Origin of the sequence: Methylophaga sp. SB9B, assembly GCF_004832235.1 — a bacterium.
GTDB lineage: Bacteria > Pseudomonadota > Gammaproteobacteria > Nitrosococcales > Methylophagaceae > Methylophaga > Methylophaga muralis.
In genome coordinates this window covers 56,437-80,803 of the sequence record NZ_SSXS01000009.1, presented here as the reverse complement: position 1 = coordinate 80,803, position 24,367 = coordinate 56,437, and the positions used below count along the sequence as shown (strand labels likewise).

Annotated in this window: 27 protein-coding genes; 20 read left to right on the top strand and 7 right to left on the bottom strand. The window is 43.9% G+C overall.

All coding sequences use genetic code 11. The features are described from left to right. The first annotated feature begins 6 nt into the window (after positions 1–6). The 6 genes from E8Q33_RS10755 (at position 7) to E8Q33_RS10730 (ending at position 6,432) form a co-directional block, all read left to right on the top strand. Positions 7–2,316, top strand: coding sequence for a phosphomannomutase/phosphoglucomutase (locus tag E8Q33_RS10755; RefSeq protein ID WP_136554712.1), 2,310 nt, complete (start codon positions 7–9; stop codon positions 2,314–2,316). Between the two features lie 110 nt (positions 2,317–2,426). Further along, entirely contained in the window at positions 2,427–3,332 is a 906-nt protein-coding gene (gene argB, locus E8Q33_RS10750; RefSeq protein ID WP_069296446.1) for an acetylglutamate kinase, read from the top strand. Next, a complete protein-coding gene (gene slmA, locus E8Q33_RS10745; protein WP_069296445.1) occupies positions 3,329–3,943 on the top strand; it encodes a nucleoid occlusion factor SlmA in 615 nt (204 codons plus the stop codon). Before argB ends, slmA begins: the two co-directional genes overlap by 4 nt. Beyond that, positions 3,940–4,359, top strand: coding sequence for a response regulator transcription factor (locus E8Q33_RS10740; protein ID WP_168800199.1), 420 nt, complete (start codon positions 3,940–3,942; stop codon positions 4,357–4,359). The genes slmA and E8Q33_RS10740 overlap by 4 nt, the downstream gene beginning before the upstream one ends. Before the next feature lie 193 nt (positions 4,360–4,552). After that, positions 4,553–5,200 carry a retention module-containing protein gene (locus E8Q33_RS10735; protein WP_136554708.1) on the top strand — a complete coding sequence of 216 codons (648 nt, stop codon included), beginning with the start codon at positions 4,553–4,555 and terminating at the stop codon, positions 5,198–5,200. Next, positions 5,188–6,432 carry a type I secretion C-terminal target domain-containing protein gene (locus E8Q33_RS10730; RefSeq protein ID WP_168800198.1) on the top strand — a complete coding sequence of 415 codons (1,245 nt, stop codon included), beginning with the start codon at positions 5,188–5,190 and terminating at the stop codon, positions 6,430–6,432. The genes E8Q33_RS10735 and E8Q33_RS10730 overlap by 13 nt, the downstream gene beginning before the upstream one ends. A 69-nt stretch (positions 6,433–6,501) precedes the next feature. Here E8Q33_RS10730 and E8Q33_RS10725 read toward each other — a convergent pair whose 3' ends face one another. From E8Q33_RS10725 to E8Q33_RS10695, 7 genes are all read right to left on the bottom strand, one after another. Then, on the bottom strand, positions 6,502–6,894 hold the full coding sequence (locus tag E8Q33_RS10725; RefSeq protein ID WP_136554704.1) for a type IV pilin protein: 393 nt from the start codon (positions 6,892–6,894) through the stop codon (positions 6,502–6,504). Positions 6,895–6,909: 15 nt separating this feature from the next. Continuing rightward, entirely contained in the window at positions 6,910–7,239 is a 330-nt protein-coding gene (locus tag E8Q33_RS10720) for a hypothetical protein (protein ID WP_136554702.1), read from the bottom strand. Then, positions 7,209–10,781 (bottom strand): pilus assembly protein, encoded by a 3,573-nt coding sequence (locus tag E8Q33_RS16115; protein ID WP_371413289.1) that lies wholly within the window; start codon positions 10,779–10,781, stop codon positions 7,209–7,211. The genes E8Q33_RS10720 and E8Q33_RS16115 overlap by 31 nt, the downstream gene beginning before the upstream one ends. 184 nt (positions 10,782–10,965) lie before the next feature. Further along, on the bottom strand, positions 10,966–11,514 hold the full coding sequence (locus tag E8Q33_RS10710) for a PilX N-terminal domain-containing pilus assembly protein (protein ID WP_136554700.1): 549 nt from the start codon (positions 11,512–11,514) through the stop codon (positions 10,966–10,968). Between the two features lie 13 nt (positions 11,515–11,527). After that, positions 11,528–12,550: a PilW family protein gene (locus E8Q33_RS10705; RefSeq protein WP_136554775.1), complete on the bottom strand. Its 1,023-nt coding sequence runs from the start codon at positions 12,548–12,550 to the stop codon at positions 11,528–11,530. Further along, positions 12,550–13,005 carry a type IV pilus modification protein PilV gene (pilV, locus tag E8Q33_RS10700; protein WP_136554697.1) on the bottom strand — a complete coding sequence of 152 codons (456 nt, stop codon included), beginning with the start codon at positions 13,003–13,005 and terminating at the stop codon, positions 12,550–12,552. The genes E8Q33_RS10705 and pilV overlap by 1 nt, the downstream gene beginning before the upstream one ends. Next, positions 12,996–13,550, bottom strand: a complete 555-nt coding sequence (locus E8Q33_RS10695; RefSeq protein WP_136554695.1) for a GspH/FimT family pseudopilin — start codon at positions 13,548–13,550, stop codon at positions 12,996–12,998. Before E8Q33_RS10695 ends, pilV begins: the two co-directional genes overlap by 10 nt. A gap of 331 nt (positions 13,551–13,881) precedes the next feature. On the opposite strand from E8Q33_RS10695, the gene flgB reads away from it, so the two are divergent. From flgB to rfbF, 14 genes are all read left to right on the top strand, one after another. Next, a complete protein-coding gene (gene flgB / locus E8Q33_RS10690) occupies positions 13,882–14,283 on the top strand; it encodes a flagellar basal body rod protein FlgB (RefSeq protein WP_136554693.1) in 402 nt (133 codons plus the stop codon). Between the two features lie 6 nt (positions 14,284–14,289). Next, on the top strand, positions 14,290–14,703 hold the full coding sequence (flgC, locus tag E8Q33_RS10685; RefSeq protein WP_136554691.1) for a flagellar basal body rod protein FlgC: 414 nt from the start codon (positions 14,290–14,292) through the stop codon (positions 14,701–14,703). Between the two features lie 18 nt (positions 14,704–14,721). Then, a complete protein-coding gene (locus E8Q33_RS16110) occupies positions 14,722–15,027 on the top strand; it encodes a flagellar hook assembly protein FlgD (RefSeq protein WP_247870050.1) in 306 nt (101 codons plus the stop codon). Then, the gene (locus E8Q33_RS16105; RefSeq protein ID WP_247870049.1) at positions 14,994–15,404 is read left to right on the top strand and encodes a FlgD immunoglobulin-like domain containing protein; all 411 of its coding nucleotides are present in this window, start codon (positions 14,994–14,996) and stop codon (positions 15,402–15,404) included. The genes E8Q33_RS16110 and E8Q33_RS16105 overlap by 34 nt, the downstream gene beginning before the upstream one ends. A gap of 11 nt (positions 15,405–15,415) precedes the next feature. Continuing rightward, entirely contained in the window at positions 15,416–16,699 is a 1,284-nt protein-coding gene (flgE, locus tag E8Q33_RS10675; RefSeq protein WP_069296665.1) for a flagellar hook protein FlgE, read from the top strand. A gap of 45 nt (positions 16,700–16,744) precedes the next feature. After that, a complete protein-coding gene (flgF, locus tag E8Q33_RS10670) occupies positions 16,745–17,488 on the top strand; it encodes a flagellar basal-body rod protein FlgF (RefSeq protein ID WP_069296666.1) in 744 nt (247 codons plus the stop codon). Positions 17,489–17,521: 33 nt separating this feature from the next. Next, positions 17,522–18,307, top strand: coding sequence for a flagellar basal-body rod protein FlgG (gene flgG, locus E8Q33_RS10665; RefSeq protein ID WP_069296667.1), 786 nt, complete (start codon positions 17,522–17,524; stop codon positions 18,305–18,307). 149 nt (positions 18,308–18,456) lie between these two features. After that, the gene (gene flgH / locus E8Q33_RS10660; RefSeq protein ID WP_069296668.1) at positions 18,457–19,164 is read left to right on the top strand and encodes a flagellar basal body L-ring protein FlgH; all 708 of its coding nucleotides are present in this window, start codon (positions 18,457–18,459) and stop codon (positions 19,162–19,164) included. 12 nt (positions 19,165–19,176) lie between these two features. After that, positions 19,177–20,277: a flagellar basal body P-ring protein FlgI gene (locus E8Q33_RS10655; protein ID WP_069296669.1), complete on the top strand. Its 1,101-nt coding sequence runs from the start codon at positions 19,177–19,179 to the stop codon at positions 20,275–20,277. 16 nt (positions 20,278–20,293) lie between these two features. Then, the gene (locus E8Q33_RS16100) at positions 20,294–20,812 is read left to right on the top strand and encodes a rod-binding protein (protein ID WP_247870048.1); all 519 of its coding nucleotides are present in this window, start codon (positions 20,294–20,296) and stop codon (positions 20,810–20,812) included. Positions 20,813–20,832: 20 nt separating this feature from the next. Beyond that, positions 20,833–21,267, top strand: a complete 435-nt coding sequence (locus E8Q33_RS16095) for a glucosaminidase domain-containing protein (RefSeq protein WP_247870047.1) — start codon at positions 20,833–20,835, stop codon at positions 21,265–21,267. A gap of 30 nt (positions 21,268–21,297) precedes the next feature. Next, complete coding sequence (gene flgK, locus E8Q33_RS10645) at positions 21,298–22,689, top strand: flagellar hook-associated protein FlgK (RefSeq protein WP_136554689.1); 1,392 nt, start codon at positions 21,298–21,300, stop codon at positions 22,687–22,689. Positions 22,690–22,700: 11 nt separating this feature from the next. Next, on the top strand, positions 22,701–23,606 hold the full coding sequence (gene flgL / locus E8Q33_RS10640; RefSeq protein WP_069296672.1) for a flagellar hook-associated protein FlgL: 906 nt from the start codon (positions 22,701–22,703) through the stop codon (positions 23,604–23,606). A 37-nt stretch (positions 23,607–23,643) separates the two neighbouring features. Beyond that, complete coding sequence (gene rfbF, locus E8Q33_RS10635; protein WP_371413288.1) at positions 23,644–24,366, top strand: glucose-1-phosphate cytidylyltransferase; 723 nt, start codon at positions 23,644–23,646, stop codon at positions 24,364–24,366. Position 24,367: the final 1 nt, after the last annotated feature.

Genomic DNA, 24,367 nt, shown 5'->3' with positions numbered 1-24,367 from the left:
ACAAACGTGCTGTTAACTCTGCAAAACCTGAAAATCTTTCGCAGAAGGCTGAGTTCTTTAGCCATTTTGTTGATGATTTTGATTGTTGTTTCAGGGCTGGCCGCTGCCATTTGGATAAACGACTATCAAAAACAATCTGCTGTAACAGTATTCAACCAACAACAAACGGAAAAGCTCGCTACCGCCGCATCAGGGCTAATCGATATGCTGCAGACCTGGCAGCAGCAATTTAATGATATGACAGCAGCAGATGCACAAGACCCGGTTGCTTATGGTTGGCCTGCAGCGTCAACGGCGTGTGTTTTGACTGAAATACCATCCGCTCCGACATCGGATGCCTGTATTCCAGTGAGCTTTGGCACCATCAACAGTCTGCGGCAGGCAGAAAAGCAAGGGATGGCTGATATTGCCGTTATGCAACCTAATACGCCTCAGGCACATATTTTATTGACCAAAAAGCTAAATGATTCAAGCTACCTGGTTTTATCCCTTCAAATGACAGAACTGGAAAATAAACTTAGAGAGCGCTATCTCACGATTGGATCTGGAAATCTGGTGTTGCAGCAAGGTGCTCAGAATTGGCTCACTTTATTAGAGCAAGGCGATAACAAAACCCAGCAATCAGGCCGTATTTATTACCAGTCATTACCGGGAGCCTATTGGCGTTTAGCCTTTTCGCCTGCTGAGAATGTGGCGAAATCGGCCGCTTGGCCAGCATTGGCCATGCTAACTATTATTGTTTTTGTCTTGTGTTGGTTAGTCGCCACTAAATTCAGTACCTTGCGAGCAAAAAAACAAGCTCAAATCGGAGCCCGCCCAAGACCTGTCGAATATGTGGAAAATGAAGTCAACATTGATAACACACCGACGCCTGCCGTGATCCGTGTAGCGGCGCCAAAAATCAGTAAAACCGAGGCAGTTGATAGAGTAAGGCCAGTCGATATCAAGCCGGTAATTTTCAAAGCTTATGATATTCGAGGCATTGTTGGCACCCAGCTTAGTGAGCCAATTATGCGAGTCTTGGGGCTTGCCATAGGTACCGAGGCACAACATCAGGAACAGACAAGGATTATCGTCGGACGTGATGGACGACTGTCTAGTGAAAGTTTTAGTGATGCCCTGATTGAAGGCATTTTGGCCAGTGGTTGTGATGTGACGGATATTGGCGCCGTACCTACTCCGCTGGTGTATTTCGCCTCCCAGCATATGCGGACGAATTGTGGTGTAGTGGTCACCGGCAGTCACAATCCTCAAGGCTACAATGGCCTGAAAATTGTCATCAATAACAAAACCCTCGCAGGGGAAGCAATTCAGGGTATTTACCATCGTATTCAACAATCGCGCTTATATGACGGTGAAGGTCAGTTACGTCAGGCAGATATCATTGAAAGTTATATTGAAAAAGTAAAACTGGCAGTGACATTATCTCGTCCGCTGAAAGTTGGCGTGGATTGCGGTAATGGTATTGCAGGCAAAGTGGTTCCGAGATTGCTGAAAGCGATGGGCTGTGATGTACATGAGCTTTTTTGCGAAGTAGATGGACATTTTCCCAATCATCACCCAAACCCTGCTCAGCCACAGAATATGCGAGATATTTCCAAACTAGTTCGGGATAAGCATCTGGATATCGGTCTGGCATTTGATGGTGATGGAGATCGTCTGGGTGTGGTGAATGGGGAAGGCGAAATCATCTGGCCAGATCGTTTACTGATGTTATTTGCCACCGACATTCTGAAACGGCATAAAGGTTCGACCATTATTTATGACGTTAAAAGCACTGGAATGTTAGAACAGGTCATCAGCAGAGCAGGCGGTAAACCGCTTATGTGTGCATCTGGCCATTCGTTATTACGTGCAGAAATGATGAAGCATGATGCAAAATTAGCTGGCGAGTTAAGCGGCCACATCTTTTTTGCCGATAATTGGTATGGTTTCGATGATGCGTTATTTGCCGCTTGCAGGTTATTGGCGCTGATTGCCGATGACCCGCAACGAAGAGGCGCAACCGAAATTTTTGCTGCTCAACCGCAAAGCGTTAGCACACCTGAAATTTTAATTGATTTAGATACAGCAGAATGTCGGCGTTTTATGACACAATTCACCCAAAATGCTCAGTTCGATGGAGCTGAAGTCATCACCATTGATGGTGTCAGGGTGAATTTTGGCAAAGGATGGGGCCTGGTTCGAGCGTCGAATACAGTTCCTGGTTTAACCTTGCGTTTCGAAGCTGAGACAGAAGCCGATTTGGAGCAAATCAAACAACAGTTTATTCAACAGATGTTGCAAGTGAAACCCAACCTAAGCTTGAATTTTTAGTCCGCACTTGTTGAGCGTTTTTATCAAAAACAAGTTGGTCATATTTTTGCTTAAGCAAAAACAATAAAAAAGCCTGTGTTAGGTAACGCAGGACAAGGAAGAATTAGTTAATGAGTTTGAATACACAAAAAGCGTCACATATTGCTCAAGTACTTACTGAGGCGTTGCCTTATATACAACGTTTTTCCGGTAAAACATTGGTCATCAAATATGGTGGTAATGCCATGATTGATGAAACGTTGAAAAATAGTTTTGCCCGTGACGTGGTGTTACTGAAAGCCGTAGGTATTAACCCGGTTATAGTGCATGGTGGCGGACCTCAAATTGGCCAGCTTTTGGCAAAGATTGGCAAAGAATCAGAGTTCATCAACGGTATGCGGGTGACCGACACCGAGACCATGGATATTGTTGAAATGGTGCTTGGTGGGCAGGTCAATAAAAGCATTGTGAATCTGATTAATAATCATGGCGGTCGCGCGGTTGGCTTGACGGGTAAAGATGGCAGTTTAATTTTTGCAGAAAAAATGAAATTTGCTTCAGCAGACGATCTCAGCGAAGATTCGCCGGAAATGATTGATCTCGGATTCGTTGGACGAGTGACCAGTATTGATACCAGTGTCATTGATATGTTGATACACAGTGATTTTATTCCGGTCATAGCACCTATTGGTGTGGGGCAGGATGGTCAATCCTACAATATCAATGCCGATCTGGTTGCAGGCAAAATTGCTGAAGTGCTACAGGCTGAAAAATTAATCTTATTGACAAACACGCCCGGCCTACTAGATGCTGACGGAAAATTACTCACAGGCTTGAATGCAAAACAAGTCAATGATTTAATTGCGTCGGGTGTCATTTACGGTGGAATGTTACCTAAAATTGGCTGTGCGTTAGATGCAGTTCAAGCAGGGGTGACCAGCTCACACATCATCGATGGTCGTGTACAGCATGCGGTCTTACTGGAAATGTTTACGGATGAGGGTGTAGGTACACTTATTCGTGGAGGCGGTCGATGATGGAGCAACAATCTACGCGCGCTCAAAATAAACAGTCGCGTCATCAAGCCATACTGGAAGCATTAGCATCGCAGCTTGAACAACATCCCGGACAAAGAATTACCACGGCTCAGTTGGCTGAAAGTTTAGGAGTTTCTGAAGCGGCCCTATATCGCCACTTTCCAAGTAAAGCACGAATGTTCGAAGGCCTTATCGAATTTTCAGAAGACACGGTATTTGGCCTTATCCGCAGAATTCTCGATGAAGACGACAATGCGGTTTCCCGATGTGAAAAAATCATGGCATTGATGCTGGGATTCAGCGCAAAAAATCCAGGCATAAGTAGCGTACTCGTTGGAACTGCGCTTACAGGCGAAACAGAGCGGCTTCGCCAACGTGTTAGTCAATTTTTTGACCGATTGGAAACACAATTTCGACAAATTTTACGTGAACGTGAATTAACCTTGACGCAAGCTGGTGGGCGGCCTGTTAATGAAACAGCTAATTTGCTTCTCAGTATTGTTGAAGGGCGCTTACAGCAATTTGTTCGTAGTGGATTTCGCCAATCACCACTTCAAGGATGGGAACAACAATGGCTACTCATCAACACGATTCTCAGGACATACGCATGATCAATGTAGTGGTGTTAGGTCGCTCGATAACGAATTTAATTAATTTGGCTGAGCACAATGATCTCAATATCAAAGTGATTGAGCCCCATACAATTGATGATGCGTTATTGGCAATAAAAGCCGCAGAAACAGATGTGACGGTCTTAGAACAACATAACGAACAGATTAATACCGATATTTTATGTTTGGTGCTGGCAACCAATTATCCGCTTAACCAGACAATTATCCTGTCAGACAAAGTGCCGGACTTTGAGCAATTAAAAGCAACCGGTTTTAGAGCGCGGGGATACATTACTCCCCCACAACATGACAAATTAGTAAAAGCGATTCGTGCTGTACATGACGGTGAAGCCTGGTTGCCAAGGCGTTTGGTAGCTGACATGCTAAATCATTTTGCTGCCGGGGATTTAGGCTAAGAATTGAATAATGCTCCATGATAGTGTCAGCTGGCTGAAATTTTGCATGCATGCATATTGAATTTTCAACATTAATTCAATAGTTAGTACCAATGTACAGTAGATCGGTTTTAAATGTCATGGGAAACTATTTGCAAAGTAGGTCACATATTTATGTCGACCCAAGGAAGCAGCATTTCATCGGAGAAGCATTATGGCAACAGAAGCCGGTATTATTTCAGCCTTAATTGGCACCGCAACTGCTACAGCAGTCGATGGGACTGTAAGAAATTTACAAGTTGGTGACAGGGTTTACCCTAACGAGATCATTACCACTGGTCTTGCAGGTGCCATCGAAATAGAATTTCCTGACGGTAGTGTAATGGATTTGGGAAGAAACTCTCAAGCCGTATTAGACAGTGAAACATTTGAATTAGACGTGGCAGATGCCGAAACACCGACTCCCGCCGCAGATGTCGTAGATGAAATCGAAGCAATTCAACAAGCATTATTGGCTGGTGAAGATCCAACACAAATCGCTGATGCTACTGCTGCTGGTCCTGGCGCACTGCCAACCAGTGAAGGTGGAAGCGACGCTGTAGTTGTTGATTACCTTGCTCCACGAATCACCCCTGATTCAGGTTTTGAAACTACCGGTCCCGGCATCGCATTCTTAGATCCTCCTCCATTTGATTTTTTAGTGGATGAGTCTGATGATTTAGATCCAATAGATCCAACGGATCCAGGTCCAGATCCTGTAGCTCCAATTTCTCCAACACTATTAATAAGTGTTGGTAATCTGCTTGCGCCATCGAACTTAATTAAGAACGGTGTTTTGAAAATTTGGGTGTGCCTAACTTAAGTCTTGGATCTGCAGGTTTTGCTAAGTTAGAGACAATGCCCGGCTGGAGCCTAGTTGAGGGAAGTGCTTTGATGGAGCCTCATGCTGCTGGACATGGTGGTGTTGGGACTCCTTCTGCAGAATTAGATAGCAAATACTTTCCTAATGGTGGCGGTAAGCACTTTATGGATCTAGGGGCAAGTCCTGGGAATATTGCTATTCAGCAGAACGTTGAAGGATTGAAATCGGGTCTTGAATATAATTTAAGCTTTGCTTTTATTAGTAAAGCCATAAAAATGGCCAATAATTCAACTTCTGGAGAAATGGAAGTTTATTGGAGTGGTAAGCTAATTGCTACCATTGGTGGTGAAGGTAACAGCATTGATTTACATGACGGAAATGGACCTCAAAAAGCCAATTTAGCCGAATGGCAGTTGATCCAAATACCTGTTATTGCAGATCCAAATAATGGTTTTGATTCCTTGGTATTCAAGGAAGTTGGTAAAGCCGATGCCCATGGTATTGCCATTGATAATGTATCGCTTGAACCAGCTTTTCATGAATATGTACTCAACATTACAGCAGGTACAAATGGTTCTGAGGGTGAGCTTAGTTTTGTGAGCTTATCTGCAGACTCTTTACCTGCTGGTGTTTCTATTTATGGCCTCACACCAACAGATGGTGTTTATCAAATTGAGCTTGATAGCTCTGGCAAAGCTGTTTGGACACTGATTTCTGAAAATGAACTTTCAGAGCTAGATATTAATAAAATCAGTGGCTCTGTAACGTTAACCGTTGGTGACACATCATCCAGTGTTACCGAAACAGCTTATTGGGAAGTGACCGGTCAAGATACAGACGATATCTTACAAAGTACTGCTGCTAATGACATCCTAACCGGTGGTGCTGGCAAAGATGTTTTTGTCTGGAATGCTGGTGATGAAGGTATAGTTGGGACTCCTGCTATGGACATCGTAACTGATTTTAATATTGCGGAAGGTGATGTACTGGATTTCTCGGATATTCTTGTTGGTGAAGAGTCGGGCAACCTGACAGATTTTATTTCAATTACAGAAGATGGTTCGGATATTGTGATTGAACTCAAACCCGATGCAACTGATGTGACACAAATCGTTACGCTGCAAGGAAAATCACTTGCCGACTTAGGCTTGGGTGGCTTTGATACATCAACACAACAAGCTGAAATGATTAATAAGCTGGTGCAAGATGGTCATGTGAGTGTCGATAGCTAAATGCCAACTACAAAGACGTAAAACAATAAACCCGCGTTGAGCGGGTTTATTGTTTTTATTAGCTAATTATTACCAACAATTTGCTTCATCAGCATTTCTTTGTCCAACTTCGTTGATCGTCATAGTGCCACAACGGTCATTGTCTTGCGATCCAGTCGGAACCGCTTGAATAATATATGAATTGGCATCAGGATCCGCAGGGAAACTTAAGTTGTAAAAAGCAGTGCCGCCCTGCTTGGGGGAGGTGTTAAAAGGTAATGCTGCATCAACATAGCTAAATCGTTCGGTGTAATAACGTTCCATATAGCTTGAAAGCTCTAACAAATCAGCCTGAGCATTCGTTCTTCGAGTTTCTCTTACCTGTTCTTGATACGACGGATAAGCAATCGCAGCAATGATAGCGATGATAGCAACCGTAATCATCAATTCAATTAAGGTAAATCCGTAGTTTTGCTTATTCATCGCTAGTTACCTTGATTATTTGTTGCTATCTAAAAGCCATAACGTTTTGATAGTTGGTAAAGGATTACTGTTTGAACTGTCATCGAGCTCATATCCGACAGTGGTTCCAACCGTAATCCTTTTTGTATTTTCAGAATCACTATATATAACTGTTTGCTCATTTACTAAATAGGCTTCTCCTTCGATTTCAATGCTTACTGAATCATTGAAATGTTGGGTCACCTTGCCAGTGAAAGGGAATGAAACCAATGCATAGATTGTTACACTAAAACTAAGCAAAAATAGTGTCAGTAATGTTTTCATAATTTTTAATATTACCTGAATTGGAAATCGAGTTGGCGCCATGATTGTCTTCCCTCAAATCCAGGACCAGGATTTTCCACCGTTACTTCGATATTGCCTGAAGAACCACTGGTATATTTAAATTCACGCTGACCTCCTGCTTCGCTAGCAATACTTGGTGTTGGAATAATGCCCACTTCTGATTTTTTACCACTTGCAGGTACCAAAACTCTATTCGGATCCGGATTTCCGTCTGCATCTAAATCGCAATTAGCGATACAGATGAAATCTGCCTCATTAAAAATTCCATCACCCGTAATATCAAAAGGTGAATAGGATAACCGTCCGCCTGTTGCATAATTCAGTTCCATTAACCAACCAGATCCCCCAAAGTCACAAGGATCATCTGATGGTAGCAATGTGGTGAAGATAATTCGGCCATTACGAATTATGGAATTACTGACCTGCCTTTCACCAAAATTATTCGTGGTACTTGGACTAAGCAAGTTGATATACCAACCCAATTCATTTGTCCAATTGATACTGTTATCTGAAGTTACACGATAACTTGTTCCATCCACACTAACTTCCTGGGTTATTTGCTGTTTTAATAAACTTGAGCGGTTGAATGGGGTTAACTCCTCCTGACGCTTATCCCATACAGCATAAAAAGTTTGTGTAATTTGATCTTCGACACTGTTGTCATTTACTTCAAGATATTTACCTGTACCAAATAAAACCAGAAAACCATTCGAAGTAGGGTGCCGAACAACTTGAGGACGTGTCGTTATCGGTTGGATGTTAGTTGCTGGACATACATAATCAGAGGCAACTGGTAGATCTGAATCCTCAATATAACAAGCTTGAAAAAGTGCTTGCGGGTTACCGCCATTCTCATAGGCTACGCCCCAATTTGAAGGAGTACTACTGGTTAAGTCAAATTTCCACATATTGCCGAAAAGATCACCGGCATATACATAATCTACAATAAAATCACCATCTACATCGACAGCTGCTGGAGAAGCAAGGCCATTTGGACGGTTTTGCCCCGTTGGATCTTGAGCTGTTCCAACTTCTGTATCAATGATTTCGATTAATTCACCATCAGCGAGGCGTACAATAAATAAAACTGCATTTCCAGTAGCGCTGTCAGTATTTGGATCGCCATCTGCATTATTATCAACAGTATTGTTATAGCCTCCACTAAAAATAGCCGCCCAATCACCATTTTGAAGTCTAACGATGCTAGGCTGACCATAGGTAAAGCCTAAATCTCCATCATCGGCATCAGTAAACTCCCATAAGACTTTACTGGCAGCGCTATCTTCGCTTAAAAAATCACTAGGATTCGTAACATCTAAGGCAAAGACTCCCTGTCCGCCGCCCCCTAATCCAGAAACTAAAATAGTACGCCATTCTCCGCCTATAAATGCATCAACCACCGTTGGACTGCCGTCAACAAAATATTTATGTGTATAGTTTGGATTGGCTAAACTAGGAAGGTTGGGATAAATGCTGGCAGGAACATAAGCAAACCATTCAGCACCGGTATCCGCATTAAATGCATGAAGCATTCCGTCATTAGCGCCAACATAAACAAGAGGCTGACGATTAGAATTGGTTGCTTTAAAACTTGAATAAGGAGCTGTACTTTCAGCTGCACCAGCACCCCATGAATCTGGATAACGCTGGATTGGTGCTCCAACATAAGCTGGGGCAGAGTTAATAATGTCACCCAACAAGAAATTTCTATTACGGAAAGTTCCTCCTTGATTACTTTGCTCACCAGTACGAATACCCCGCAAATATTCAAGCGTGGGTTCGTTATTTAATAATAGTTTCTGTTCAGCAGATATATTGTCCCATCGAAATGGCCGGCCATGTGATCCATCAAAGGTAATGATATTCCGATCATTTGCGGCTGGAATTAGGTTTCTGGCATCCCAGGCTGCTGGGGATGATAGTTCACCGAAATTTGCGTCTTCACTATTATCTATTATTGGAAATGCAAGTAATTGTCCTGTCCAATCCCCACTGTTAAAGCGTGCCTGAAAGACTTTACTGTCACTTGAAATTGAGCCTGAATTTAATGCAACCGAAGATGCTGATGAAGTTTCATCTGAAATGTTAGCAAGAATGGCAGAAATAGATTCTGCGAATGTTTTAGGGTCGTCCGCACTGAACAAATCTCCTCTTCCATTGATTGAGGCATGTAAAAGATCATCCAAACGCGCTGCGCAAGCGTCACCATTACAATTAGAGCTTCCGGCATCAGGATCAGGCCAGGTAATAGTAATTGGCGAATCAGTGCTTGAAGCTGCTACTGCCGCCCAAGCATCAGCTTTTTCAATAGATCCGCTAACACCAAACGATACCCCATAAGTCACCATATGTTGCCAAAATGCTTCGTTGCGGGCTGTTGTTGGTACTTTATTATCGAGGTCCGGGCGTAAATCCCGATTCCAGTAATACATTGCCACATCAGCAAGCGTATTACCTCTATTGTCAGAGAAAGGTGTTTTTGGATTATATTTATAAGTTTGACCTTTTGGACCTGTTATATCAGGCCCTTGAGAGCCATCAACATTGGCTCTCGCGTCAGCTGTACTTGCCTGAAACGTGCTGGTTCCACTCCAGTATCCATCGGTCATCAAAATACTGTAGCTTTGCCGGCATTGCAGATCTTCGCCACCTGATTCACCAGGGGTCGTGCTCCACGGACTTGCATCACCCGTACGTGAATAATACTGCCCGGCATCATCTAGTGCTTTTCGTAGCGGTGTGCCTGAAGCCGGAATATCTCGACCATATAACTCATTGAAAAAAGCTTCTCGATCATCTCCTATGAAAGGTCTTATGCCTCTCACAATTGTGCTTGTGTTTTGACCATCAACTGAGCTAGATGCTTTATTAATAGCACCATAACCAATCCTTTTGCTTTCACTTTGTGTTGCAAATGCTTTACCGATTCCTGCTCGTGAAGAGAGAACTCTTGAGCGATAATAGGTATACCAATTAGCAAAGTTTTGGATTTCTTGATCGTAAGTGCAAGTACCGTTTGAACACTCGCTTCTATTTATACGACCATGCCCTGTATAACTTGTGATGGATGATCGAATTTCGACTTTGGTGTAATGATTCCAGCTCCATCCATCACCAGTGTTGTGCCAAAAATAAGTTGCTGGCCAAAATGTTTTATCAACAGTACTACTACTACAGGTACCTGCACTGTTACAGGTACGCCATCTATTATTATTGTAGCGACCATTATCGCGAGTAAGATTTCTAGCTAGTGAGTTTATTGCTCCAGCTGTGCCCGTACCACTTGGACATGAACCAGTATTCAATGGATTATGCCAAGCACAAGTGATTGAGGCATTTGGATATAAACTATTGTCAGAGCGTGTCCAGGGAACATATGTTACTGAAGGATTATAGTAACTCGCATTAAATTGGGGGGAGCGTGTTCTGGCGTTGTAGGCATTGTTGTCATCAACCGTTGCTACTTGGACAAAGCTTTGATCATAGTCAGAACCATAAACACTATTTGCCCGTGGATAAACAAACCCTGTGATCGATTGAGGTGAGTTGATTAAAAATGCCAATTCATCTGGGTAATTTCGAACATCATTGATCCTGAATCATCCAAAATGAACATGATGTTTGGCTCTGCACTGCCGCCAAGATATAAAGGGGCATTACTCAAATTCAACGGGGCCGTAAATGCAATCGCTGGGCTGAAAATTAGCAGCATAAAGAGGTTCAATAAATAAGCTAACTTGTTCATGATTAAAACCTCTTAGCCATAGTGCTTTGCAGCAGGATTCTTGATTGATCACTACCTCCCGTACCACGAGCTGTAATTCGATAATATACGCGGCCGGTAGAAGGACCGCCGCCAGTGCCAACTACCAGATCGTCGGTGACAAATTGTTGATATTCGATGATGTATCGAGGCGTGGTAATAGTAGTTGCACCTGCATTTGTTTCAAAAGTAATATCTGACGGAGAGGCAATACCATTTGCTGCCCACCAGTCAGCACCACGTTCATGCCACCAACTTTCAACATTGTTAAGTTCAGGGTCCATTGCCTCTGCAACCCAGATATTATTAGAGCCACTGTCATTGGGATCAGGTTCGACGGTTAAAGATCCAATCCAGGATTCCGCACTGCGTAAAGCGATTTCAGTAGCTTGGAACGCTATTTCAACATCCAGTGTATTGGCTGCCATTTTTTCTGCCATAGAGCTGGTTCGCATGGCTGCTAGTCCAATCATTGTCATTATTAACAAGATGACTAAACTCACCATCAACGCTGCACCAGTTTGTTTTTTCATCGACTGATTCCTGCTATGAAACACGATTACGTAATGTCACTGTTCGTGTGAATACGCGTCTAAGACGGCGATCACCAGGTGTAACGGTGACCCCCTCCAAGTTATAGGGTTGGGCACCATCTACCGTGAGATTATTTTCCACACTGACCATCACTAAACTAATACGAACACTGACTATGTTGTTCCAGTTGCCAATTTGATCTGCTGTTTGATATGTATCAGCAGCACCATTTCCAGAGGTGTCTACGCCGTATTGAACTTGCATAGACTCAATACCTTCAACAATCTCTACCGGGTCAGTCGTGCCATTTTTGAGATATAAAGAGGGAACATTGGCGTTAGCGCGTGTCCGGATATAAAAACTGTTAGTAGCAATTTTATTAACCCAACCAGCACCAAAGTTATAACCTAACGTTGCCGTAGAATTTCCGGGAGTGTCGGACGTTCCGGTACCTTGTGCATGCTCCAATGTTCCATTGTTTGGGGTCGCTGAAGTTATCTCAAAAATTGCTCCTGCAACACAATCATGAGCTAAGACAATATCTCCAAGAGCAAGTCCATTGCCACTATTAACCGTAATAGCTGCGCTGCCTGGTGCACCAGTAGTAGGATGCGATACCACTCTCATTTCTGGCGGTTCAATGGTGCGAATAGTCAGAATATCCGACCCACTTGTTGGAGAGGTAATAAGTACATCACGAGTCGGGGTCCATTGGTTCTCCCCAGTCGCTTCATTGCCTTCAATTGGTGTAGTGATATTCCATAGATAATCATTCGGAGTATTCAATATATTATTTATGTTTAGCGCAGAACGTGTTGCACATCCAAGATAGCCTGCGCGTTCAATCGATTGGGTGATCACCTTCATCGCGTAGCGGCCATTTTCCTGCAAGCGGGACTGAGCATCTTGAACACGATATACCTGACGATTATTAACAAATAACTCGATAACACCTGCTACCAAAATTAATCCCAGGACGATGGCAATCATTAACTCGACTAACGATAAGCCTTGTTGTTTTTTTACAGGAGTCATCAAATGGCCCCACTGAGAGTGAAAGTAGAAGTGCCTAAATCGCCGTAATCATCCCCATCGTTCTGGGTTTCGGTCCAACTAATCGTAATGTCACAAACAAACTCGCTATTCACATTAAATGCCCCACATGCGATTTGTCCTGACCCATTGGGAAGATAGGAAGAAAGGTTTTCAAGCCACTCGACAATGTCAGCATCGGCAATTGTATTGGTACTGCTTGGGGGCTCGTCCCCTATAGCTATGGCATAATTTCCATTCTGAGCCGCTTCTCGGTTTGCCCGCATTCTGTCCAGCATATCTGCTGCCATCATGGCCGATTGTGTACGAAACTCAGCACTTTGATTATGTTTTAGCGAGGTGATTTGTAAGTGGGCCATGCCTAGCAGACCGATGGCCAATACAAATACAGCAACCATGACTTCTAAGAGAGTAAAACCACGTTGAGTTAAGGGCATAAATCCCCCTCAGCAATGCGGGCTCTACCAGTGAGGTTTATAACAATGCTTCGTTGATTAGTGTCCGGAATACACAAAGTAAACGTATCGCTTGGACTGCCGCCTCCTAAACGTCTCACTTCACCTGAAGGTAAAAATGTTAAACCTACTGTAAGCACGCCCCCCGTCCTTAGTGAAATATTGTTGCCTAGCGGTTGCTGCTCCATTAGTAAACAATCCTGACCTTCTATACTGCAATCCTTTTCATCCAAATCACCATCAAAAACACCATCACCATCCCAATCGGTAAAAATACGCCAGCCATCTTCCCAGACACTATTGGTGTTACTGAGCCGACGCATACTCACCCGAACACTACGATTAATGGCTTCGGAACGAGCGACTTGAAGAGATGAAAGGAGGTTGTTGGCTTGAGTGGCTGCACGGTTTTCCCTGATCATGGTGCCAAAGCTTGGAGCGGCGATTGACACTAAGATGACAACCACCACCAATGTGATCATTAACTCTATCAGTGTGAAACCACGATTTGCCGCAAACTTTTTCACTTTGGTGTCGCTCCATATATGACTTCGGTTTTAACGCTAAAAACATTGTGGGTCAAGAACTTATAAGCTTCGGCCACTATCTATTTTTTAAATACGTGAGCCAGTTGGCAAATGTATCGACCACAGCAGGATTTTCTTCAATTGACGCCTCAAAAGTATCGGGATTATAGCAGCTGTAATCCAAGGTTTATGCCGAGTGGCAATAGCTTGCCGCTTTGGTTTTGTGAGTTTGCCGTACAACTGGTAACCAATTGATAATTAATGAAAATAATTTATGGCACGCATGATGCTTATGGTAAGTGAAAGTGAATGTTTGTGGTGGAGAAACAGCATGCCAATAAATTTTGATTCAGCCCTGGGAATTCATGCAGATGCATTAAGAATCAGGACTCAGCGTGCAGAAATGCTGGCGACCAACTTGGTGAATGCAGATACGCCAAATTACAAAGCAAAGGATATGGATTTTCAAACGGCATTGCAGATGGCGGCGTCTGGGCAAAAATCTGCCGCTTTAAACACAACTCATCAAAAGCACATTGCCGGTAACGGTGAAAACCCTTTTGAAGCGGCAACGCAGTATCGCACAACACTTCAGGACTCTTTAGATGGCAATACCGTCGATGAGCAAGTAGAACAGGCACAGTTTATGCAAAATGCGATTCAGTATCAGGCTAGCCTGGAGTTTTTAGGCAGTCGCTTTCAAGGTCTGACCAAAGCGATCAAAGGAGAATAATCTGCCATGTCATTATTTAATATTTTCGATATTGCAGGCAGCGGCATGAGCGCGCAGTCACTGCGTCTCAATACTACAGCCAGTAATCTGGCCAATGCGGACAGTGTCAGCAGCAGTGTGAATGAAACTTACCGCACTCGCCAACCAATTTTCGCGACGGTTTTAGATGATGCCCAACAGGGTTTTAAATCCGGATCGGTTCAGGTTTTGGGAATAACAGAAAGTCAGGCCCCAGTTCGGCAGGAATACAATCCTTCACATCCGTTGGCGGATGAAAATGGTTATGTCTATCACTCAAATGTGGATGCCATTGCAGAAATGGCAAATATGATGTCGGCTTCTCGTTCGTATCAGAACAATGTTGAGATTGCCAACACTTCCAAACAATTGCTGCTGCAAACTTTGCAGCTTGGCAAATAACGACAGGGAGTTATTCAAATGGCAATTAATGGTGTAAATGATAACCCGTATGCTTTTCTCAACAGTACGAACAACTCAACTGCGAAGGATGAAGAGAGAGACCCGGGTAAGTTGCAAATGGAGGATTTTATGTCCTTGATGACCACGCAGCTGATGAATCAGGATCCGCTTAAACCAATGGAGAGTGGTGATTTTCTCGGGCAAATAGCTTCCTTCAGCACAGTCAGTGGTATCAGTGATTTGCAGGATTCATTCGCCAGCTTTGCTAAGGCGATGCAATCAGATCAAGCTTGCAAGGTTCTTCATTGGTTGGCCGTTCAGTGATGGTTCCATCATCAATCGGTGTAATGACTCCTGATTCACCAATGCGTGGACAAATTAACGTCGCAGAGCCGGTTTCAAATCTAGAAATTAAAATTTACAGCGCTAATGGAGAATTAGTCAGAACCATTCCAATGGGGCCAGCGTCGGGCTATACCAACTTTGAGTGGGATGGTTTGAATAACGATGGTGAGGCCTTACCTGAAGGTGTTTACCAGTTTATGGCAACGGGTTCAGTGAATGGGCAAAACACCGCATTTCCTACAGCAGTTGTTGCCAAGGTAGATAGCGTATTAGTTGGCTCAGGCGGTCAAGGATTGACCATCAATCTGGCCGGTATCGGTTCGGTACCGTTTAGTGAAGTTCAAGAAATTATTTAAGGGGTAACATCATGTCATTTAATACAGCATTAACAGGCCTCAATGCCGCCACTGCCGATTTGAATGTGAAGTCAAATAATATTGCCAACATTAATACCATTGGTTTTAAAGGTTCTCGAGCAGAATTCGGTGATGTTTATGCCTTATCAACTTTCGGTAATAGTAATACGGCGATCGGCACTGGTGTTGTATTGAACAATGTTGCCCAGCAATTTAATCAAGGGAATTTAGAAGTCACCAATAATTCTCTTGATCTGGCAATTAGCGGTAATGGTCAGGGCTTTTATGCTTTGTCTCCAGCCTTGGATACGCAGCAAGTTATATATAGTCGGGCCGGTGCATTTAATATCAATCGTGATGGCTATATGACCAATAGCTCTGGCCAATATTTGCTTGGGTTTCCTGTTAATCCTAATGGCAGTGTGTCGTCTACGGCCCTCGGTGGAACAAGCCCTATTCGTTTACCTGCAGCCGCGGGGGTGCCACAAGCGACAACCGAAGTAGATATTGCGGCAAATTTACCGTCAACGGCACCGGGGTTTGATCCGTTAGTCACTGCAATAGATCCAACAGATCCAACTACTTATACCAATTCAACCTCCAGCAATATTTTTGACTCGCTGGGTAATGAAAGTACGCTTACCTACTATTATCAAAAAACGAATGTTGATAATGAATGGCTAGTCGAGGTGTATATCAATGAACCTGTAGGCAGTCAGACGCGTTTAGAGTTTGGTGCTGGTCAGACGAGTAAAACATTAACATTTGATCCTGCTTTGGGTGGTGCTTTGGATGCTGGAGTAACACCAACTGAAACTTACACTTTTTCAGGTTTAAGCAGTGGTGCTGTCGATTTAAATCTTGAGATAAACTTTGCCGGTTCAACCCAAAACTCAGCAGCTTTTACAATTTTAGATACCGACCAAAATGGATTTCCAACTGGCCGACTAACCGGATTGGATATAAATGATGTTGGTTTGGTGCAAGCGCAATACTCAAATGGCCAAACCGTCAATATCGGCAAAATTGTATTAGCTGACTTTCCGAACCCGCAAGGTTTGAAACAAATCGGTAATACTTCCTGGGAAGCCACTTTTGCTTCTGGAGATGTGCGTATTGGTGAAGCGGGAACCGGAAGCTTTGGCCTGATTCAGTCAGGTGCCTTGGAATCATCAAATGTCGATTTGACCAAAGAGCTGGTGGGCTTGATTACCGCACAACGTAATTTCCAGGCCAACTCAAAAGCCATTGAAACCAATAATGCCATCACCCAAACAATTATCAACTTACGTTAGTTTGTTAATGATTAATGTTGGTTTTGAAAAGTTAAGAGGTTAATTATGGATCGCATGTTGTATATCTCAATGAATGCCGCTCAGCAAACTATGCTGGCGCAAGCGACCAATGCCAATAATCTGGCTAACGTTAACACCACAGGTTTTCGTGCTGATTTAGAACAATTTCGATCGATGCCGGTGTTTGGTGAAGGTTTACCAACACGTGTCTATTCAATGACCGAACGGCCTGCCACCGATTATCAGCAAGGTAGTGTTCAATCCACGGGACGTGAACTTGATATTTCTGTTCAGGGCGAAGGCTTTATTGCTGTCATGGGTAAGGATGGTCGTGAAGGTTACACCCGTGCTGGCGATCTGCATGTCACAGAATTTGGTCAATTAGTCACCGGCACGGGTTTACAGGTGATGGGTGAAGGTGGACCCATTGCTATTCCGCCGGCTGAAAAAATGGATATAGGTGTTGACGGTACTATTTCTATTCGGCCGATTGGCGGAGCAGAAAACGAATTAGCAATAATTGACCGGATTAAATTGGTTAAACCCGATCTACAAAATGTCTTTAAAGACAGCGATGGCCTGATGCGTATGGCTGATGGCACTGAAGCACCATTAGACGCTACGGTCAAAGTGGCGTCCGGCACCATCGAGGGCAGCAATGTTAATGCGGTGGGTGCTTTGGTGAATATGATTGAGCTACAACGTAAATATGAGATGCAAGTCAAAATGATGAGCACTGCAGAAGAAAATAGCGCCGCGTCGGCACGCATGTTGCAGATAAATGGTTAGTAACATTGCAACAGCGTTTTTAGGAGAGACAGTATGAATCAGGCATTGTGGATTGCGAAAACCGGACTGGATGCTCAACAAACAAGAATGTCGGTTATTTCAAATAATCTGGCAAACGTAAACACCACCGGTTTTAAACAGGATCGGGCCGTGTTTGAGGATTTGTTGTACCAGACCATCCGCCAGCCAGGCGCGCAAACTACTACGGACAATCAATTACCTTCCGGTCTGATGATTGGTACTGGTGTGCGTACAGTTGCCACTGAAAAACTGCACACCCAAGGTAATATTATCCAAACCAATAATGCATTAGATGTTGCTATTGATGGTCGGGGATTCTTTCAGATCCTGCTTCCAGATGGTGATATTGCCTACACGCGCGACGGCAGCTTCCAGATTAACGCTGACGGCGATGTGGTCATGTCGAATGGTTATCTTCTGGATCCAGGTCTGAATATTCCTGATGACGTACAAAGCATTACGATTGGTGTTGATGGAACCGTCAGCGTAACCCAACCAGGCGATAATGAACCGACAGTGATTGGTGAAATTGAGCTGGCAAATTTTGTTAATCCTGCCGGTTTGCAACCTGTAGGGGAAAATTTGTTTAAAGAAACAGGTGCCAGTGGAGTACCTATTGCCGGCACACCTACCCTGGATGGTTTTGGTCGTTTAATCGGTGGTGCTTTAGAGACCTCAAACGTTAATGTAGTCACCGAGCTGATTAACATGATCGAAACCCAGCGGGCTTATGAAATGAATTCCAAAGCCATTTCGACAGCGGATCAAATGCTGCAATACGCTAGCCAAAACCTGTAATCAAATAACACTAACCCCGATAGAACAGCTCATGTTCGTCGGGGTTTTTTTATGGCAAATATTCGTCCATCAATTTTCTAAGTTTCGACAAATTCTGGCATGGACTCTGCAAGATAATTTTTGTACACAAGTTTGTCCTGGAGACACGTATGAAATTCATTTACCGACTGCTGACAATTACTTCTCTTGTTTTACTTACCGCGTGTGTCAGTAAAGAAGTAAAACGCGATCCTGCCTATGCTGCAGTACGTCCGGTAGCCACCGCTCCTGTGGAACGTAATGATGGCGCCATCTTTGATGTGCGTAACAATATTACGTTGTACGAAGATTACAAAGCCCGCCGGGTAGGTGATATTTTGACGGTGCGTTTGCAGGAGCGAACTGACGCCGAAAAAGAAGCGACTACATCTGTTTCTAAAAGTGGCAGTAACAATATCAACAACCCAACGATTTTTGGCTCAACACCCCAATTCAGCCTTCCAAGTGGCTTACCTCTAGCAAATACGGATAACAATAATTTAGCCTTTGGCACCAGCTCAAATCACAGTTTTGATGGTGAAGGTGAAAGTGAACAAAACAACCGCCTGTCCGGTGATATCAGTGTTTCAGTGGTTGAGGTGTTATCTAACGGCAATATGATTGTCCGAGGTGAGAAGGTTGTCACCATTAATCAGGGTAATGAATATGTGCGTTTAACCGGCATGATCAGTCCTCGCGATATTGATGCTACCAATACCATTTCATCCATTCGTATTGCTGATGCCCAGATTACCTATGTTGGAGATGGAGTTTCTAATGATTCAAACACGATGGGCTGGCTCAGTCGGTTCTTCATCAGTGCGTTAATGCCTTTCTAAGAGGTTAGAGTAATGAAAACAACAATAAATACCTTATTTGCCGCTTTATTAATGTTAATGATGACGGCTACTCAGGCAGTTGAACGAATCAAAGATTTAGCCTCTATCGGCGGTGTGCGTAATAACCAACTTGTCGGATATGGGCTGGTCGTAGGGCTAAGCGGAACCGGTGATAAAACGGCTTTTACCGGCCAGACGTTACGCAGTATGTTGCGTGAGATGGGAGTGACCTTACCGGCAGGAGTGGATCCTAAAAGCAAAAATATAGCGGCAGTTTCTGTCCATGCCGATTTGCCGCCTTTTGCCAAACCCGGGCAAACCATTGATATCACAGTGTCATCACTTGGTGATTCCAAAAGCCTGCGAGGCGGCAGTTTAATCATGACACCACTTAAAGGTGCTGATGGTCAGGTCTATGCGATGGCGCAAGGTAATCTGGTAGTAGGTGGCTTTGGTGCTGAGGCGGGAGATGGATCGCGGGTAACGGTAAACATTCCCAGTGCAGGCCGTATCCCCAACGGCGCGACAGTTGAACGTACTGTGGAAAATGCATTAAATGTCGGTGACTATATTATTTTGAATTTACATCAAGCCGACTTTACTACGGCAAGTCGTTTATCTGATGCGATTAATCAAACCTTGGGTCGTGGCACAGCAAGCTCCATGGATGCTGCATCCGTTAGAGTCAATGCGCCGAGAGATCCGAATCAACGCGTTCCGTTTTTATCGTTAATTGAAAACCTTGAGTTGAACCCAGGAGAGGCGGCAGCCAGGGTGGTCGTAAACTCACGCAGTGGTACGGTCGTTATTGGACAAAATGTTCGTGTCAGTCCAGCGGCTGTAACACACGGCAGCTTGTCGGTAACCATTTCTGCGAATCCGGAAGTGTCTCAACCCAATGCTTTTTCAGCAGGGGAAACCGTCATTACACCTAACTACAATATCGAAATCACCGAAGAAAATAGCCGAATGTTTGTATTCAATCCTGGTGTTTCTCTGGATGAAATTGTCCGTGCGGTGAATCAGGTAGGTGCTGCTCCAGGCGATTTGGTCGCTATTCTGGAAGCATTAAAACAAGCCGGTGCTTTACGCGCTGAGCTGGTCATAATTTAAGTAAATTGATTAAGCCATGACTATCCCTGCAGATATTCAGCAAAACGCCACGGATTTTCATGGGCTTAATCAATTACGTCAGTCGGCATTAAATTCTGACAATGATGCGGCAACAATGCGGCAGGTTGCCGCTCAATTCGAATCCTTATTCACCACGATGATGTTGAAAAGCATGCGTCAGGCCAGTCTCGCTGAAGGCATATTTGATTCTAATCACAGCAAAACCTATCGCGATATGGCCGACCAACAACTGGCAATGGATTTATCCAAACGTGGCGGGCTGGGCTTGCAGGATGTGATCCTTCGGCAGTTGGGAGGCGAGGTCCGTTCAGATATTCCAACTGGCGGTGAAACCTTTAGTTTTGATACGGTCACCGTTCGTCAAGACTTGCGGCGCATGGTCAAAGAGATCCATGAAAAGGCTGACAAGGTTAATGAAGACAGTATTGATGAAGTTGCCGCCAGCACGCAAATGAAGGTTATGCCGCAGCGTTTAAGTCACCGGAAGATTTTGTTGAAAAATTATGGCCGCTAGCTCAGAAAGCGGCAGAAAGATTGGGTACTTCAGCAGATGTCATTTTGTCACAAGCGGCGTTGGAAACGGGCTGGGGCCGATATGTGCTCAAAGATAATGAAGGGCAATCAAGCTTTAATTTATTCAATATCAAAGCCGACAGCCGCTGGGATGGTGATTTTGTCGCGAAAAATGCGTTGGAATATCGCAATGGCAAACCGGTTACCGAACAATCCCGATTCCGTTCATATGATGACTATCAGCAATCGTTTGATGATTATGTCAGCTTCTTGCAGTCTCAGCCGCGTTATCAGGAAGCATTAAAACATGTCGCCAGACCGGAAAGATTTGTCGAAAAACTGCATGAAGCTGGCTATGCCACCGATCCGCAATATGCCAATAAAATCAAACGCATCATGAATGGCGACACACTGGCACAGATTTCGCATAAATATATTCAGAATCTGGGGTATTAACCCAGCAAAAGCTCGCAGAGGATGATCTAAATGAGCATGCTGAATATTGGTAGTTCCGCTTTATTAGCCGCCCAAACGGCACTGGCCACAACCAGTCATAACATCAGTAATGTAAATACTGCTGGGTATTCACGACAGCGAACTGATCAAGGCACCCAACCTGCCAATTTTGAAGGCGGATATTACATTGGCAACGGTGTTGGAATCACTGGTGTTGATCGTATTTTCAATCAGTTTTTGATCAATCAGATTCGAACTTACACTTCGGCAGAATCTCAGCAAGACGGTTTTTTGACATTTTCCAAACAGGTTGATGATTTATTGGGCACTTCCTCATTAAGCATCAATGGTGGTCTGGAAGCATTTTTTAACTCTGTTCAAGAAGTTGCCAACGATCCGACTTCCATTGCTGCCCGGCAAGTAATGTTAACGCAAGGGGAATTACTGGCGAATCGTTTTAACACGATGGATAGTCAATTAAGCGAACTAGATCGACAAATTGATAACACTATCTCAGTATCCATTAATGATATTAATGTGTTGTCTCAAGGCATTGTGGATTTAAATAAGTCTATATCGGAATCTCTGGCTGCAGGCTATCAACTCAATGATTTGCTCGATAAACGCGATAAATTAATCAACGATCTTTCTGAACTGGTTTCAGTCAATGTGGTTGAGCAGGCTAATGGTTCAGTCAATGTGTTTATCGGTAATGGGCAAGGTCTGGTGGTTGGCAATACGCGGACTGTGCTTTCCGCCATTCCTGATAACAGCACAAATCCTCCACGAACCGCAATTGGTTTTGGCTCTTCACAGATAAATGTCACCCAACAAATTACCGGTGGTGAAATCGGTGGAGCTTTGCTTGCTCGTACCAGTATCGTGGATACAACCCGTGCCGAACTAGATGTGCTGGCTGAAGCTGTTGTTACAGCATTCAATGATGTGCATGACAATGGTATTGATCTGAACGGCAATGCCGGTGTTGATTTCTTTGATGCTGCAGGAATTACGGCAGGCACGATGCGGATGGCCATCACCGATACCAGATTAATCGCGGCTTCATCGACGACCAATTCCGGTGTCGGTAATAATGAAAATGCCTTGGCAATGGCCGCTCTGCAAACAGACAAAACCACTGTGGTGTTGGATCCCGGCCCACCGGTTATTTCTCGCTCGTTTAATGAACAATATGGTTCCATTGTTTCTCAAGTCGCGACAAGAACAAATCAAGCGTCTGTAACCCAGCAAACCCAGGCAGGATTGGTCAGTCAAATTCGTCAACGTGCTGAGAGTGTTTCAGGTGTCAACCTGGATGAAGAAGCTGCTAATCTGATCAAGTTTCAACAAGCCTATCAGGCTGCCTCACAGATCATTACCGTTTCTAATACGGTATTTAATTCATTACTTAATGCTTTATAGGAGATGGACTAATGCGGATCTCCACTAATTACATTACCCAGCAGAGCCTGGAAGCGATGTTGCGGCAACAAAATGAACTTGCGAAAACGCAATTACAGGTTTCAACAACTAAACGAATTCTAACCCCATCGGATGATCCAATCGGTGCCGTTAAAATGCTGGATTTGCAACGTCAAATCGGTCTTGCCAAGCAGTATCAGGACAATGCGGATGTTGCAGAGAGTCGTCTTAGCACCACTGATGGGGTCCTCAAAAGTGCCGGTGATATTATGCAGCGGATCCGTGAGTTGGCTGTGCAAGGGCTCAACGATACCAATAGTGATAACGCACGACAAGGTATTGCCGAAGAAATTAATCAGTTGAACAGCTCTTTGGTTGCCTTAGTGAATAGTACTGATGCCAATGGCGAATATTTTTTCTCGGGTTATCAATCCGATGTACAGCCATTTGACACAACAACTTTTGCATACAACGGTGATGGCGGACAGCGCCAATTGCGTGTCAGTGATGGCTATCTGGTCGAAATTAATGAACCCGGTAATACTTTGTTTGTCACCCAAACGGTCGCTGGGCCCAATCAAGCCATATTTCAAACCATTCAGAATTTCAGTAATTCATTATCTACCGGTACGGTCGGAACGCCACCGAACAATGGCGATTTTCTGGCAAATATGGATTACGCTATGGATGCCTCTTTAGAAGCACGAACGCGAATTGGTACACGCCAAAATGCTATTACCATGCAACAGGATATCAATGAAAGTTCTAAGTTCAGTTTAGAGACTACTCTTACTCAGATTGAAGGTTTGGATATGGCTGAAGCAATCAGCCGTTTAAATCTGCAATCGGTAGGACTTCAAGCGGCACAGCAGGTATATGTTAAAGTTCAGGGATTGTCGTTGTTTAACTATTTGTGAAACACTTTAGGCCCAACTTAATCACATTGGACCATCTATGAAAGCAGTCATTCTTGCCGGCGGTTTGGGCACCAGAATCAGTGAAGAGTCACACCTAAAGCCCAAGCCAATGATTACGATAGGTGGAAAACCCATTATTTGGCATATCATGAAGCAGTACTCTCACTATGGAGTCAATGACTTTATTATCTGTCTTGGCTACAAAGGCTATGTAGTAAAAGAATATTTCGCCAATTACTTTCTGCATATGTCAGATGTCACTTTTGATATGGCAAATAACGAAATGCAAGTTCATGAAAAGCATGTTGAGCCATGGAAAGTCACTCTGATTGAAACGGGAGAAGACACTCAAACAGGTGGACGATTGCAGAAAGTAAGAGAGTATATTGGGAATGAGACATTCTGCTTTACTTATGGTGATGGTGTTTCTGACATTAATATTCAGAAACTGATTGAGTTTCACCAAGCGCATGGAAAATTAGCTACAGTAACTGCCATCCAACCGCCAGGGCGATACGGCGCACTTAACCTAAATAGTGAGAGTGTCGAACAGTTTCAAGAAAAACCAGCAGGTGATGGCTCATGGATCAATGGTGGTTTTTTTGTGTTGGAACCACAAGTCATAGACTTTATTGATGGACCTAACACAGCATGGGAAGAAACCCCGCTAAAAAAACTGGCAGACCAGCAGGCTTTAATGGCCTATCGTCATACAGGTTTTGGAAAGCAATGGATACGCTACGAGATAAAGTCAACTTAGA

Excerpts from the sequence above, each read along its gene's own strand:
- pilV (WP_136554697.1), bottom strand. The coding sequence starts at position 13,005 with ATGCCCTTAACTCAACGTGGTTTTACTCTCTTAGAAGTCATGGTTGCT.
- E8Q33_RS16100 (WP_247870048.1), top strand. The coding sequence starts at position 20,294 with ATGACTATCCCTGCAGATATTCAGCAAAACGCCACGGATTTTCATGGG.
- flgC (WP_136554691.1), top strand. The coding sequence starts at position 14,290 with ATGTCATTATTTAATATTTTCGATATTGCAGGCAGCGGCATGAGCGCG.
- flgK (WP_136554689.1), top strand. The coding sequence starts at position 21,298 with ATGAGCATGCTGAATATTGGTAGTTCCGCTTTATTAGCCGCCCAAACG.
- flgB (WP_136554693.1), top strand. The coding sequence starts at position 13,882 with ATGCCAATAAATTTTGATTCAGCCCTGGGAATTCATGCAGATGCATTA.
- slmA (WP_069296445.1), top strand. The coding sequence starts at position 3,329 with ATGATGGAGCAACAATCTACGCGCGCTCAAAATAAACAGTCGCGTCAT.
- E8Q33_RS10740 (WP_168800199.1), top strand. The coding sequence starts at position 3,940 with ATGATCAATGTAGTGGTGTTAGGTCGCTCGATAACGAATTTAATTAAT.
- E8Q33_RS10725 (WP_136554704.1), bottom strand. The coding sequence starts at position 6,894 with ATGAATAAGCAAAACTACGGATTTACCTTAATTGAATTGATGATTACG.
- E8Q33_RS10655 (WP_069296669.1), top strand. The coding sequence starts at position 19,177 with ATGAAAACAACAATAAATACCTTATTTGCCGCTTTATTAATGTTAATG.
- flgF (WP_069296666.1), top strand. The coding sequence starts at position 16,745 with ATGGATCGCATGTTGTATATCTCAATGAATGCCGCTCAGCAAACTATG.
- E8Q33_RS10735 (WP_136554708.1), top strand. The coding sequence starts at position 4,553 with ATGGCAACAGAAGCCGGTATTATTTCAGCCTTAATTGGCACCGCAACT.
- E8Q33_RS10705 (WP_136554775.1), bottom strand. The coding sequence starts at position 12,550 with ATGACTCCTGTAAAAAAACAACAAGGCTTATCGTTAGTCGAGTTAATG.
- flgG (WP_069296667.1), top strand. The coding sequence starts at position 17,522 with ATGAATCAGGCATTGTGGATTGCGAAAACCGGACTGGATGCTCAACAA.
- flgL (WP_069296672.1), top strand. The coding sequence starts at position 22,701 with ATGCGGATCTCCACTAATTACATTACCCAGCAGAGCCTGGAAGCGATG.
- E8Q33_RS10710 (WP_136554700.1), bottom strand. The coding sequence starts at position 11,514 with ATGAAAAAACAAACTGGTGCAGCGTTGATGGTGAGTTTAGTCATCTTG.
- flgE (WP_069296665.1), top strand. The coding sequence starts at position 15,416 with ATGTCATTTAATACAGCATTAACAGGCCTCAATGCCGCCACTGCCGAT.
- rfbF (WP_371413288.1), top strand. The coding sequence starts at position 23,644 with ATGAAAGCAGTCATTCTTGCCGGCGGTTTGGGCACCAGAATCAGTGAA.
- flgH (WP_069296668.1), top strand. The coding sequence starts at position 18,457 with ATGAAATTCATTTACCGACTGCTGACAATTACTTCTCTTGTTTTACTT.
- E8Q33_RS10720 (WP_136554702.1), bottom strand. The coding sequence starts at position 7,239 with ATGGCGCCAACTCGATTTCCAATTCAGGTAATATTAAAAATTATGAAA.
- argB (WP_069296446.1), top strand. The coding sequence starts at position 2,427 with ATGAGTTTGAATACACAAAAAGCGTCACATATTGCTCAAGTACTTACT.
- E8Q33_RS16110 (WP_247870050.1), top strand. The coding sequence starts at position 14,722 with ATGGCAATTAATGGTGTAAATGATAACCCGTATGCTTTTCTCAACAGT.